This is a genomic window from Iamia sp. SCSIO 61187 (assembly GCF_019443745.1).
Lineage (GTDB): Bacteria > Actinomycetota > Acidimicrobiia > Acidimicrobiales > Iamiaceae > Iamia.
Map to the genome: position 1 here is coordinate 5,084,725 of NZ_CP050948.1, position 12,452 is coordinate 5,097,176.

Annotated in this window: 12 protein-coding genes; 3 read left to right on the top strand and 9 right to left on the bottom strand. The window is 74.9% G+C overall.

What is annotated here, in order from left to right:
• Both HC251_RS24480 and HC251_RS24485 read left to right on the top strand, forming a co-directional pair.
• Window positions 1–936 (top strand): SDR family oxidoreductase, encoded by a 936-nt coding sequence (locus HC251_RS24480; protein WP_219943232.1) that lies wholly within the window; start codon window positions 1–3, stop codon window positions 934–936.
• A gap of 22 nt (window positions 937–958) precedes the next feature.
• A complete protein-coding gene (locus tag HC251_RS24485; RefSeq protein ID WP_255566544.1) occupies window positions 959–2,770 on the top strand; it encodes an ABC transporter ATP-binding protein in 1,812 nt (603 codons plus the stop codon).
• Between the two features lie 38 nt (window positions 2,771–2,808).
• Here HC251_RS24485 and HC251_RS24490 read toward each other — a convergent pair whose 3' ends face one another.
• The 6 genes from HC251_RS24490 to gluQRS all read right to left on the bottom strand — a co-directional run bounded on the left by HC251_RS24490 (window position 2,809) and on the right by gluQRS (window position 7,537).
• Window positions 2,809–3,525 (bottom strand): dienelactone hydrolase family protein, encoded by a 717-nt coding sequence (locus tag HC251_RS24490; RefSeq protein ID WP_219943233.1) that lies wholly within the window; start codon window positions 3,523–3,525, stop codon window positions 2,809–2,811.
• A gap of 13 nt (window positions 3,526–3,538) precedes the next feature.
• A complete protein-coding gene (locus HC251_RS24495) occupies window positions 3,539–4,255 on the bottom strand; it encodes an MBL fold metallo-hydrolase (RefSeq protein WP_219943234.1) in 717 nt (238 codons plus the stop codon).
• Window positions 4,256–4,452: 197 nt separating this feature from the next.
• Window positions 4,453–5,337, bottom strand: coding sequence for a S9 family peptidase (locus HC251_RS24500; protein ID WP_219943235.1), 885 nt, complete (start codon window positions 5,335–5,337; stop codon window positions 4,453–4,455).
• Between the two features lie 25 nt (window positions 5,338–5,362).
• Window positions 5,363–5,602 carry an antitoxin gene (locus tag HC251_RS24505; protein ID WP_219943236.1) on the bottom strand — a complete coding sequence of 80 codons (240 nt, stop codon included), beginning with the start codon at window positions 5,600–5,602 and terminating at the stop codon, window positions 5,363–5,365.
• Window positions 5,603–5,632: 30 nt separating this feature from the next.
• Entirely contained in the window at window positions 5,633–6,583 is a 951-nt protein-coding gene (locus HC251_RS24510) for a L,D-transpeptidase (RefSeq protein ID WP_219943237.1), read from the bottom strand.
• A 66-nt stretch (window positions 6,584–6,649) separates the two neighbouring features.
• Entirely contained in the window at window positions 6,650–7,537 is an 888-nt protein-coding gene (gluQRS, locus tag HC251_RS24515) for a tRNA glutamyl-Q(34) synthetase GluQRS (protein ID WP_219943238.1), read from the bottom strand.
• A 197-nt stretch (window positions 7,538–7,734) separates the two neighbouring features.
• Here gluQRS and HC251_RS24520 point away from each other — a divergent pair, with 197 nt between their 5' ends.
• Window positions 7,735–9,444, top strand: coding sequence for a glycosyltransferase family 39 protein (locus HC251_RS24520; protein ID WP_219943239.1), 1,710 nt, complete (start codon window positions 7,735–7,737; stop codon window positions 9,442–9,444).
• A 44-nt stretch (window positions 9,445–9,488) separates the two neighbouring features.
• Here HC251_RS24520 and HC251_RS24525 read toward each other — a convergent pair whose 3' ends face one another.
• From HC251_RS24525 to rplI, 3 genes are all read right to left on the bottom strand, one after another.
• Window positions 9,489–10,163: a maleylpyruvate isomerase N-terminal domain-containing protein gene (locus HC251_RS24525; RefSeq protein WP_219943240.1), complete on the bottom strand. Its 675-nt coding sequence runs from the start codon at window positions 10,161–10,163 to the stop codon at window positions 9,489–9,491.
• Window positions 10,164–10,216: 53 nt separating this feature from the next.
• Window positions 10,217–11,647 (bottom strand): replicative DNA helicase, encoded by a 1,431-nt coding sequence (dnaB, locus tag HC251_RS24530; RefSeq protein ID WP_219943241.1) that lies wholly within the window; start codon window positions 11,645–11,647, stop codon window positions 10,217–10,219.
• Between the two features lie 331 nt (window positions 11,648–11,978).
• Window positions 11,979–12,425, bottom strand: a complete 447-nt coding sequence (gene rplI, locus HC251_RS24535) for a 50S ribosomal protein L9 (protein ID WP_219943242.1) — start codon at window positions 12,423–12,425, stop codon at window positions 11,979–11,981.
• Between the last annotated feature and the right edge of the window lie 27 nt (window positions 12,426–12,452).

Consider the following 12,452-nt stretch of genomic DNA (forward strand, 5'->3'; position numbering starts at 1 on the left):
ATGGGCACGTTGGACGGGAAGGTCGCGCTGGTCGCCGGGGCCACGCGCGGAGCCGGACGGGGCATCGCCGTCGAGCTGGGGGCGGCCGGCGCCCACGTCTTCGTCACCGGTCGCACCACCCGGTCCCACCGATCCGAGTACGACCGGGACGAGACGATCGAGGAGACGGCCGAGCTGGTCGAGGCCGCCGGCGGCCGGGCCACGGCGGTGCAGGTCGACCACCTCGAGACCGACCAGGTCGCCGACCTGGTGGCCCGCATCGACCGCGACGCCGGGCGCCTCGACGTCTTGGTCAACGACATCTGGGGCGGCGAGAACCTGGTCGACTGGGACACCCCCGTCTGGGAGCACGACCTGGCCAAGGGCCTCCGCCTCCTGCGGCTGGCCGTCGACACCCACCTGGTGACGAGCCACCACGCCCTGCCCCTGCTGATCCGCCGGCCGGGTGGCCTCGTCGTCGAGATGACCGACGGGACCACCGAGTACAACGCCGCCACCTACCGGCTCTCGGCCTTCTACGACCTGGCCAAGTGGTCCGTGATCCGGCTGGCGTGGGCCCAGGGCCACGAGCTGGCCCCGCACGGCGCCACCGCGGTGGCGCTCACCCCGGGCTGGATGCGCTCGGAGATGATGCTCGAGCACTACGGCGTCACCGAGGACACCTGGCACGAGGTCATGGACCGGCCCCACGTCGAGCCCCACCCCGACCCCCGGCACTTCGGCATCTCCGAGACGACCCGGTTCGTCGGGCGCGCCGTCGCCGCCCTCGCCGCCGACCCCGACCGGGCCCGCTGGAACCAGGCCTCGCTGTCGTCGGGCCAGCTGGCCCAGGAGTACGGCTTCACCGACCTCGACGGGAGCCGGCCCGACGCCTGGCGCTACCTGGTCGAGGTCCAGGACAAGGGGCTCACCCCGAACCCGGAGGCCTACCGGTAGGCGCCCTCCGTAGGGTGCCGGGGTGGACGTCCAGCTGCCCACCACCGACACCCGCTCCCCCCTCCGACGCCTGTGGGCCTACACCGGTGGCCACCGGCGCCAGGTCGTGGCGGCCATCGCCGTCACCGTGCTCAACAAGCTGGCCGACGTCATGCCCGAGCTGCTCATCGGCGCGGCCGTCGACGTCGTCGTGCGGCGCAAGGAGTCCTTCGTCGGCGAGCTGCTCGGCATCGAGAGCCTGACCGGGCAGCTGACGGCGCTGGCCGTCGTGAACGTCGGCGTCTGGCTCGTCGAGTCCGGGGCCGACTTCGTCGCCCACCTCCTGTGGCGGAACCTGGCCCAGACCGTCCAGCACCAGGCCCGCATGGACGTCTACGCCCACGTCCAGGACCTGGAGCTGGCCTGGTTCGAGGACCAGTCGACCGGCGGGCTGCTGTCGATCCTCAACGACGACGTCAACCAGCTCGAGCGGTTCCTCGACATCGGCGCCATCGACATGCTCGCCACCGCCGTCAACGTCGTCTTCGTCGGCGCCGTGTTCTTCGTGGTCGCCCCCGAGCTGGGCCTGGTGGCCTTCCTCCCCATCCCGGTGATCATCTACGGCTCGATCCTCTTCCAGCGCCGGCTCGAGCCCCGCTACACCCGGGTCCGGCAGGCGGCCGGCGACGTCGGCGGGCTGATCGCCGGGAACCTGGCGGGCATCGCCACCATCCGGGCCTTCACCGCCGAGCGGCGCGAGGTGGCCCGCGTCGAGACCGCCAGCCGGGGCTACCGCGACGCCAACGGCGACGCCATCCGCCTGTCGTCGGCGTTCACGCCCATCATCCGCCTGGCGATCCTGGCCGCCTTCACCGCCACCTTGATCGTCGGCGGTCGCGCCGCCCTGCGGGGCGACCTCAACATCGGCATCTTCTCGGTGCTCGTCTACATGACCCAGCGCCTGCTGTGGCCGCTGACCCGGCTGGGCGAGACCTTCGACCTCTACCAGCGGGCCATGGCGTCCACCCGCCGCATCCTCGACCTCCTCGCCGTGCACCCGACGATCACCTCCGGCGCCGGCGCGCTCCCGAGTGGTGGCGCGGGAGACGTTCGCTTCGAGGCGGTCGACTTCTCCTACGGCCCCGGCACCGCCCCCGTCCTCAACGGGTTCGACCTCCACGTCCCGGCGGGCGAGACCCACGCCATCGTCGGCTCCACCGGCGCCGGCAAGTCGACGGTCGTGAAGCTCCTGCTCCGGCTGTACGAGCCGACCGCAGGGGCGGTCCGCATCGACGGGGTCGACGTCCGCGACGTCACGTTCGCCTCGCTGCGGGGGGCGATGGGCTACGTGGGCCAGGACGTCTTCCTGTTCCAGGGCACGGTCCGGGAGAACGTCGCCTACGGGCGCCCCGACGCCACCGACGAGGAGGTGGTCGAGGCGTGCCGCCGGGCCGAGGCCGACGCCTTCGTGCGCGAGCTGCCCCACGGCTACGACACCGTCGTGGGCGAGCGGGGCCAGAAGCTCTCCGGTGGTCAGCGCCAGCGGCTCTCGATCGCCCGGGCCATCGTGCGCGAGCCCCGCATCCTCGTCCTCGACGAGGCCACCTCGGCGGTCGACAACGAGACCGAGGCCGCCATCCAACGCTCGCTCGAGGCCGTCGGCCGCGACCGCACCGTCGTCGTCATCGCCCACCGGCTCTCGACCGTCCGCCACGCCGACCGCATCCACGTCCTCGAGCGGGGCCGGGTCGTGGAGTCCGGCACCCACGACGAGCTGGTCGCCACCGGCGGGCTCTACGCCGCCCTCTGGCGGGTCCAGACCGGCGAGGCCGACGCCCTCCCCGCCCTGGACTGACGGACGCGACGTGCCTGGCACGTCGCGTCCTCGTGGAGCTACGGGGCGAGGTGGTGGCGGAGGAACTCGAGGGTCTGCGGGCGGCTGACGGCGGCGGCGGCGGGGTCGTGGAACAGGGGCGCCCGGTCGTTCTCGAAGGCGTGGCCGGCGCCCCCGTGGATCCGGATCGTCACCGGCTCGGCCGGGCCCACGGCGGCGTCGACGGTCGCGATCTGCTCGGCGCTGATGTACGGGTCGGAGCCCCCGAAGTGGAGCAGCGTCGGGCAGCTGATGTCGCTCACCCGATCGGCGGCGTCGGCCACACCGGAGCCGTAGTAGGAGACGCACGCCGCCGGATCGCCGTCGGCCGCGACCAGCCAGGCGATCGTGCCGCCCAGGCAGTAGCCGAGGACCGCAGGGGTGCCGGTCACGGTCTCGTGGGCGCCCAGCACGCCGAGGGCGGCGACGGCGTCGGCCACGGCCGCGGGCACGTCGAGCTGGCCGGCCACGGCGGCCGCGGCGGCCAGGCCGGCCTCGTCGTGGGAGGCGGTGAAGCCCGGCTCGATGCGCCAGAAGAGGTCCGGCGCGCCCACGACGTAGCCCTCGGAGGCCAGCTCGGTGGCTACCGCCCGGATCCACTCCCCCACCCCGAAGATCTCCTGGACCAGCACGATGCCCGGTCCCGTCCCCGACGCCGGCAGCCACACCGGGAGGTCCATCGTCCCCCCGTCGAGCTCGACGGACAGGGTGGTCGCGGGGTCGACGGGATCGGTCACGGGGCCTCCGGGGTCATCGGGCGAACATCATCATCCACTGCTCCTGGGTCTGCGGGCGGAACACGACGTTCCGCTGGCGGACCTCGGCCATGGGGGCCGCCGGCTTCTCCGAGTAGAGGTGACCCGGGTAGAGGACGGCGTCGTCGGGCACCTGGCTGAGCCGCTGGGTGAGCGACAGGTACATCTGCTCGGGGTCGCTGCCGGGCAGGTCGGTGCGGCCGCACCCGTCGAGGAAGAGCGTGTCCCCGCCGAGGAGCTTGCCCTCGACCAGGAAGCACTGGCTGCCCGGGGTGTGGCCCGGCGTGTGGATCAAGGTGATCGGGATCTCGCCGACGGTCACGGTGTCACCGCTGGCGTGGCCCACGAGGTGGTCCTCGCTCACGCCGGTGGCCTTGGTGACCCACTCGACCTCGTCGGCCTGCACGTGCACCGGCACGTCGGTCCGGTCGAGCAGCTCGGCCAGCCCGGCGATGGGGTGGCCCATCAGGCTGCCGCCCACGTGGTCGGGGTGATAGTGGGTGGCGAGGGTTCCGACCAGCCGCATCCCGTCGGCCTCGAGCCGGTCGAGGACGCCGGGGACGTCGTAGGCCAGGTCGACGGCGACGGCCTCGCCCGTCTCCCGGTCGCCCACCAGGTACACGAAGTTGACCATCTGCTGGGCGATGGCGTCGTCCTCGGCGACGTCCATCCCGGCGAGCAGCTGGCGGAAGTAGAGGCGGTCGTCGGCCATGGGTTTCATGCTGGCACCTCGGGCCCGGTCCCACACCGTCCTGACACCGCTGCCGGCCAGGCGTGGCGCCTGGCGCGAACAGAACCGAGGATGGCGACGGAGGACGTTCCGATGAGCGGGACCGCACCAGCCGGCTTCGTGGCCACGCCTGTCCGCTCGCGCTCCTGGCACCGGTCGGCGGTCGGTCGAGGCGCCGGTCAGGCCCAGCGCTCGGTCAGCCAGGCGACGACGGCGGCCCAGGCGCTCGACTCGGGGTCGATGACCACGAAGTGGTCGCCGTCGGGGACGAGCTCGAGGGTGACCTCGTCGCCAGCCTCGACGGCCCGGTCGCGGTAGGCCACCGACTGGGTCGGCGGGACGACCACGTCGTCCACGCCGTGCACCAGCAGCGTCGGCCGCCCCAGGGGCAGGCGCTCGATGGGCGAGGCCAGCCCGTACCGGTCCCCCGCCTCGGACCCGGCGTTGCCGCCCATCAGGTCGTCGACGGCGCCGTCCCCCAGCCCCTCGAAGGAGCCGGCGGCCAGGTTGACCACGCCGGCGAGGGACACCACGCCGTCGGGAACGACCTCGGGCCCCGCACCCGGGGCGTCGGCCGGCAGCCCGGAGCGCAGCGCGGTCCACAGGGCCAGCGTCCCTCCGGCGGAGTGGCCGACGACGGCCACCCGGTCGAGGTCGAGGTCATGGTCGTCGGCCAGGACGGCGAGGTGGTCGACGGCGCGGCCCACGTCGGTGAAGGTGGTCGGCCAGCCGCCGCCGGGGCCCGACGGTCGGTAGTCGACGTTCCAGGCCGCCCACCCCTGCGCCGTCACCGAGGCGACGAGCGGGTCCATCAGGGTCCGGTCGTAGATCGGCCGCCAGAAGCCGCCGTGGACGAGCACCACGACGGGGTGGGGTCCGCCGCCCTCGGGGCGCGAGAGGGCCCCCCGCTGGAGCTCGTCGTCGTCGCCGTAGGCGATCACGTCCCCGGTGCCCTCCTCCTCGGTCGCAGCGTCGTCGTCCCCTCCGGGCCACGAGCACCCGGTCGCGGCCCAGGCCACGCCCGCCCCGGCCAGCGCCAGGGCGGCGCGGCGCGACAGCTCCACGCCCGGACCGTCGCCGCTCGTCCCGCTACTCCTGGGCCCGGGTCTTGGCCTTGGTCTTGTGGGCCTGCTCCTCGGCCTTGTCGACGCCCTTCTTGGCCGCGCCGGCGACCTTGTCGATCGTGTCGCGGTGCTTGCGACCGGTCTTGGCGTCGACGACCTCGGCCGCCTTGTCGATGCCGTCGTCGACCTTGCTGGCGTTGTCGGCGATGGCGTCGGTGACCTTGTCGATGGCGCCGCTCTTCTTGAACCTGTCCAGGAACCCCATTGCTGTCTCCTCTCGGGAGGTCGGTCGACCCTAGGCGACGACCTCCACCGGGGTGCCGGTGGGCGAGAGAGCGGTGACGGCGTCGATGTCCTCGTTGCGCATGCGCACGCAGCCCGCGCTCGCCGGGGTGCCGATGAGCGCCGGGTTCTGGGTGCCGTGCATGGCGACCTGGCCGACGCCCCCACCGAAGCTGGTGTGCACCTCGGAGAAGCCGGTGAAGCTCAGCTGCCCGGTGCCGTAGGCCCGGTGCGGCGGCGACAGGCGGACGACCCCGTCGACGAAGAACGTGCCGAGCGGCGTCGGCGACGACGCCTTCCCGGTGGCCACCGACGTCTGGAGCACCACCTCCTCGCCCCGGTAGACGGTGAGCCGGCGGGCGCCCCGCTCGATCACGATGTGGTGCTCGACGGTCCGCAGGGTGACGTCGCCGGCGCGGATCCAGGCGAGGGCCGAGTTGGGCCGGGACATGATCTGGGCCCGCAGCCAGCCCCCGCGGCGCTCCCGCACCAGGAAGGTGAGGGGCAGGCCCTCCCAGGTCGGGTTGTCCAGGGCCCGGCCGCTCGGGACGGGCACGTCGGGGGCCGAGAACAGCGGGACGCTCGGACCCACGGCATCGGCGACGGTGAAGCGCTCGGCCCACGGCCGCTCGAGCGGTGGGGCGATGGCCAGGCCGTCCTCGGCCGGCGTCGCCGGGATGGTCGGGGGTGCGGTGGTCGTGGTCGACGTGGTGGCCCAGCGGCCGTCGACCTCCGGCTCGGCCACCGCCGGCTCGCCGTCGGCGACCGTGGCGGCGATCTCGGGGGCGCTCCGGTCCACCACGACCAGCGCCACCCCGACGACCAGGACGGCGAGGACGCCGATGGCCAGGGCGGCGCGACGAGCCCGGCGGCGACGGTGCGGTCGCGGCGGCCCGGTGGTCGGGGCCGCACCGGGATCGGGCGGCTCGGTGGCCGCGACCGCGTCGGGATCGGGGGCACCCACGGCCCGCGACGCTACCGACGGGACCGGCCCGGCGGTCCTCGGGTCCCCCGGCCGGGGGAGGTCGGATCAGGGCACCACCCACGCCCCGTCCCACACGGTCGGGCGGCGGGGGAGGGCGGCCCGGTCGAGCGGCGGCGGGTCGGCTCCCGGGTCGGCCAGGCCGAGCGAGGCCGCCAGGCGGGCCCGCACCACGGGGGCGGCGACGCCGGCCCGGGTGGCGTCGGCGAGCGTGACCGAGCCGTGCCGCTTGGCCAGGCGGGCCCCGTCGGGGCCGAGGACGAGCGGCACGTGGAGGTAGGCGGGGGTCGGCAGGCCGAGCATCCGGGCCAGGTGGGCCTGGCGGGGCGTCGACGACAGGAGGTCGTCAGCCCGGACCACCTCCTCGACCCCCTGGTCGGCGTCGTCGACGACGACCACCAGGTTGTAGGCGGGCAGGCCGTCGTTGCGGCGCAGCACCACGTCGTCGACCACCCCCCGGATGGTCCCGTGGAGGGCGTCCTCGACGGCGACGGCCACGCCGTCGGAGCGCAGGCGCAGGGCCGGGGGGCGGCCCTCGGCCTCGCGGGACCGGCGACGGACGGCGGGCAGGTCCCGGCACGTCCCGGGGTAGGCGTCGGGGGCCTCGTGCGGGGCCCGGGTCGCATCGCGGATCTCGCGCCGGGTGCAGTAGCAGGGGTAGGTCAGCCCGGCGGCGACGAGCCGGTCGAGGGCGTCCTCGTAGAGGTCGCGCCGCTCCGACTGGCGGACCACGGCCCCGTCCCAGTCCAGGCCCAGGCGCCGCAGGTCGGCCAGCTGCCCGGCCTCGTGCTCGGGGCGCGAGGAGGGGTCCAGGTCCTCGACCCGCAGCAGGAAGGCGCTGCCGGCGCCGCGGGCGGCCCACCACGCCAGCAGGGCGGTGCGCAGGTTGCCCAGGTGGAGCGGGCCGCTGGGGCTGGGGGCGAACCGGCCGATCACGGGCCCAGGGTGGCACCTCGGCGCACGGGCGCGGCGCGGCCCGCCGACGATCCGTGCGAGCGCCTCGTCTGACGGCTCTCACCCGTCGGTGTGAACGGCGTGGGAACGGTCGGCGACATCTGGGCGCGCCCCGGGACGCGCCGGCCTCGGGCTTCGTACCGTGCCGCCAGCACGGGCGTCACGGCCCGGACCGACCCATGACCGCCACGACCGACGCCTCCCACGGCCCCCGCGCCGGGCTCCTCGACCCCCGGGATCGGTCGCGCTCGGGCCGATCGCTGCGGCGCCGGCTCGTCCCCCCTGCGGTCGGGGCCGTGGTCCTGCAGGGCCTGGTCGTGGCCGGCGACGTGATCCCCGCCGTCGACACGCTCGTCTACCTCGAGTCGGGCCGGAACCTGGTGGCGGGGGACGGCTTCACCCGCTCCGGCGGACCCGAGCTGCACTTCCCGCCGCTGGTGCCGGCCGCGCTCGGCGTCCTCACCCGGGTCCTGGGGACCGAGATGGGCGCGGTTCGGGTGTGGGAGCTGGCCTCCGGGCTGGCCCTCGCCGCGGCCGTCGTCGCCCTGGCCCGCCGGCTGTGGGACGACGACGATGCAACCGTCGTCGCCGCCTGGATCGGTGGCACCGTCGCCGGCCTGGCCCCGATGCTGGTGCGCCGGGGGTCGGGGTCCGAGGCCATCACCGCCGCCCTCCTCCTCGCCGCCCTGGTCGTGGCCCTCGGCCCCCGACCCTCGGCCGGAGGTGGGCGGCCCCGCCTGGGGGCGCTGGCGGGGGCGGGGGCCCTGGCCGGGCTGGCCTACCTGGCCCGTCCCGAGGCCCTGCTGCCCGCCCTCACCATCGGGGCCGCGCTCGTCGTCGACGGGCTCCGCCGCAGTCGCCGCGGCCTCGACCCGTCGGCCGCCGTCGTCTTCGGCCTCGGGCTGGCGCTGCTGGTCGGCCCGTACCTCGTCTACCTGCACGGGCACACGGGGTCGTGGGCGCTCACGGCCAAGAGCCAGGACGTGTCCATCGAGGCCTGGCGGGCGGTCGCCGAGGACGACCGGGCCGCGCGCGACCAGATCCTCTACGCCATCGACGAGACCGGGACGGGCCTGGCCGACGACACCAGACCCCTCACCGCCCTCGCCCGGGAGCACCCACGGGCGTGGGCCGGGATCGTCGGCGTGAACGTGCGGACCATCGCCCGGCTCTACCTGGTCCCGGCCTCGGACGAACGGGTCGCCCTCATCCCCCTCCCCCTGCTCGCGGCGGCGACGTGGGCCGCGGTGCGCGCCCGGCGACGTCCGGCGGTGGTGCTGGCCGCGGCCGTGGGCGCCCTGCCCCTCGTCACCTGCACCGTGTTCTTCGCCCAGCCCCGCTACCTCGTCCTGACCACCGCGGTCCTCGCCGCGCTGGCCGCCGGGGGCATCGTGTCGTGGTGGCGGCGGTTGCCCGGGCGGTGGCCGTGGGCCCTCGCCGCCGCCGTGCTCCTCTGGTCCGGGGCCGCGACGACGGCCGAGTCCTGGACGCACCTGCCCGGCACCACCCGGGGGGAGACCACCACCTACGCGACCGTCGGCGAGTGGTTCCGCACCTACACCGACCCCGACGCCCGGCTGATGACCCGGTCGTTCCACCTCCAGCACTACAGCCAGCGCCCGGTGGTCGCCCTGCCGGCCGCCGACCTCCCCGCCGTGATCGCCTTCGCCCGAGCCCGCTCGGTCCGCTACCTCGTCGCCGACGCCCGGACGATCCGGGCCCGCCGGGCCCCGCTCTACGACGCCCTCATCCTCGCCGCCGACCCGCCCGGCCTCCACGAGGTCGCCGTGTTCGGCACCGGGCGCCGGACGATCCGCATCTTCGAGCTGGACCCGGCGCCACCCCCCACCGGCCTGCCCCCGCTCCCGCTCGGGTTCGTCGGCGACTGAGCCCGGCTCGGCACCGCCCGCCCCCGCTCAGCCTCGATCCACGCTCAGACCTCGCGGAGCGGCGTGGCGCGCGGTCCGAAGACGAACAGCGGTGTCAGGTCGGGCGGGGGGATGGGGTCCCAGGCGAGGTGGCGGACCTCGGCCCGGGAGCGCCGGCCCAGGCGCAGTCTCAGCACCTCGAAGGCGGTGGTCCGCACCCGGTACGTCGGACCCGGCGCCGGCTCGGACCGCAGCGCCGCCCCGCCCGGCAGCACCACCTCGAGCGTCCACGGCGCGGCGAGCACCCCGACGAGGGCCTCGGCGGCGGCGCCCACGATCGGCTCGTCCCGGCCCCCGGGGCGGTCGAGGGCATGGCGGACGTCGTGCTCGTGGGACACCACGTCGAGGACGGCGGGCCAGATCTCCCCGGCGGTGACCACCTCCTCGAACGCCGGCGCCAGCTCGTCCCAGCGGGCCAGGAGGTCGTTCCCGGCAGCGGTGGCCGCCCGGGCCACCTGCTCGGCGGTGAGCTCCTCCGACGGGGGTCCGGTGATCCGCCCGGCCAGGGCGTCCTCCACGGTGCCGACGAGGTGCGCCACCACGCCCCGCACGGTCCATCCCGGGCAGGCCGGGACGGGCCGGTCCCACTCCTCCTCGGACACGGAGGCGAGGAGGGCGGTCAGACGGGCCCGTCCCCGGGCGTACTCCTCGCCCAGGAGACGGGGCGCCGTGTCGGTCACCCGGCCATCCTGGCCCAGCCGCCGTCGCCCTGCGCCGATGGCCGGCCGAGGGGTCAGGTGTCCTTGGGCATCGACTCGAAGCGGGTGTGGTGGCCGAGGAAGCTCAGCATCACCTTGCCGGTGGGCCCGTTGCGCTGCTTGGCGATGGCCAGCTCGGCCATGCCCTGGTTCTCCTGGGTCGGCTCGTAGACCTCGTCGCGGTAGAGGAACATGACGATGTCGGCGTCCTGCTCGAGCGAGCCGGACTCGCGTAGGTCCGAGAGCATGGGGCGCTTGTCGGCCCGCTGCTCCAGGCCCCGGTTGAGCTGGGCCAGGGCGACGACCGGGCACTCGAGCTCGCGGGCGAGCAGCTTGAGGCCACGGCTGATCTCGGCCACCTCGACCTGGCGGCTCTCGGCCGAGGTGCGGCCGGTCATCAGCTGGATGTAGTCGACCACCACCATCCCCAGGCTGCCGACCTCGCTCCGCAGGCGCCGGGCCTTCGAGCGGATCTCCATGATCGAGACGTTGGGGTTGTCGTCGATCCAGATCGGCGCCGTCCCCAGCCGTCCCATGGCCCGGGCGATGCCGTTCCAGTCGGACTCCTGGAGGCGGCCGTTGCGGATCTTCTTGGAGTCCACCCGCGCCTCGGAGCACAGGATCCGCTGGACCAGCTCGAGCTTGCTCATCTCCAGCGAGAAGACCAGGACCGGGTTGTCCTTCATGGCCGCGTGGGTCGCCATCCCGAGGGCCAGGGCGGTCTTGCCCATGGCCGGGCGGGCGCCCAGCACGACGAGGGCCCCGGGCTGGAGCCCGGCGGTGATCTCGTCCAGGTCGTGGAACCCGGTGGGTGTGCCGGTGATCTCCGAGCCCCGGTCGTGGAGCTCCTCGATGCGGTCCATGGTGGCGCCGAGGAGGTCGGTGAGCTGGGCGGTGCTGCCCTCGCCCTCGTGGCGGGCGATGTCGAACACCAGCGACTCGGCCTCGTCGACGACCTTGCGCACGTCCTCGGGCACCCCGTAGGCCCGCTCGGAGATGGAGCCAGCGGCCCCGATCAGCCGGCGCAGCAGCGAGTGGTCCTTGACGATGCGGGCGTAGTGGGCGGCGTTGGCGGTGCCGGGGGCGTCGGCCTGCAGGTCGACGAGGGCGGCGGTGCCGCCGGCGGCGTCGAGCAGGTCGCGCCGGCGCAGCTCGTCGGCGACGGTGATGGGGTCGGCGACCTCGCCCTTGGCGGTGAGGACGGTGATGGCCTCGTAGATGTGGGCGTGGGCCGGCCGGTAGAAGACGTCGGCCCCGGGCACGACCTCGGCCGCCGCGGCCACGGCGTCGCGCGACAGCAGCAGCGCACCGAGGAGGGCCCGCTCGGCGTCGAGGTTGTGCGGGGGCACCCGCGCCCCGGAGCCCCGGCCGCCGCCGCTGGCGGCGCGTCGCACCGCCGATCCCAGGTCCGATGGCGGTTCGTCGTCGAACGGGGGGGCGTCGTCGAAGGGGGGAGCGTCGGTCATCGCAGGAGCAGCTCAGGGGTCGAGGGCCGCCCGCCGGGGCGGGCGCGGGGGATCAGGGCGGTGGGCTGGGCGCGCCACGGGAGAGCCCGGCCACCCTGCCGGTCCGCTGCCTCCCCGCCGCACTCCCGGCGTCGCTCCACCATCCACCGATCGGGTCTGTGGAAACAAGAGGTCGCTCCCTGTGGAGCGCGGTGTGGACGAGGTGGACGGACTGTGGACGGCGGGCGACGACGAGGTGGCGCCGGGCGCGCCGGGGACCGACCCGCGACGGGTCGGCCCCCAGCGTCTGGTGCGATGCGATGCGCGGTCCGGGCGATGCCGGACCGGGACATCAGGCCCCCACGACCTCGATGCGGACGGGGAACTGCACGGCGGGGTGGAGCCGGGCGGTGAGCTGGTGCTCGCCGGTCTCCTTGATGGGCTCGTCCAGGATCAGGCGCCGGCGGTCGATGACGATGCCGGTCTGCTCCTCGATGGCCTCGGCCACCTCGGCGGTGCCGACGGAGCCGAAGAGGCGTCCCTCGGTGCCCGCCTTGGCCGTCACCGTGACGGTGGTGGGCACGAGGACCTTGGCGACCTCCTCGGCCGACGCCCGGTCGGACGCGTCCTTGATGGCCCGCCGACGGCGCATGCCCTCGGCCTGGGCCTCGGAGCCCTCGGTGGCCTTGACGGCCTGACCCGACGGGAGCAGCAGGTTGCGGGCGTGGCCGTCGGCCACCTCCACCACCTCGCCCTTGGTGCCGACGCCCTCGACGTCGGCGTGGAGCACGACGCGCATCAGGCCTCGACCTCCTCGGTCGTCGTC

Bases quoted from the DNA above. Each gene is read 5' to 3' on its own strand.
- HC251_RS24495 (WP_219943234.1), bottom strand. From the start codon at position 4,255: ATGGCCGACGACCGCCTCTACTTCCGCCAGCTGCTCGCCGGGATGGAC.
- HC251_RS24480 (WP_219943232.1), top strand. From the start codon at position 1: ATGGGCACGTTGGACGGGAAGGTCGCGCTGGTCGCCGGGGCCACGCGC.
- dnaB (WP_219943241.1), bottom strand. From the start codon at position 11,647: ATGACCGACGCTCCCCCCTTCGACGACGCCCCCCCGTTCGACGACGAA.
- rplI (WP_219943242.1), bottom strand. From the start codon at position 12,425: ATGCGCGTCGTGCTCCACGCCGACGTCGAGGGCGTCGGCACCAAGGGC.
- HC251_RS24520 (WP_219943239.1), top strand. From the start codon at position 7,735: ATGACCGCCACGACCGACGCCTCCCACGGCCCCCGCGCCGGGCTCCTC.
- HC251_RS24505 (WP_219943236.1), bottom strand. From the start codon at position 5,602: ATGGGGTTCCTGGACAGGTTCAAGAAGAGCGGCGCCATCGACAAGGTC.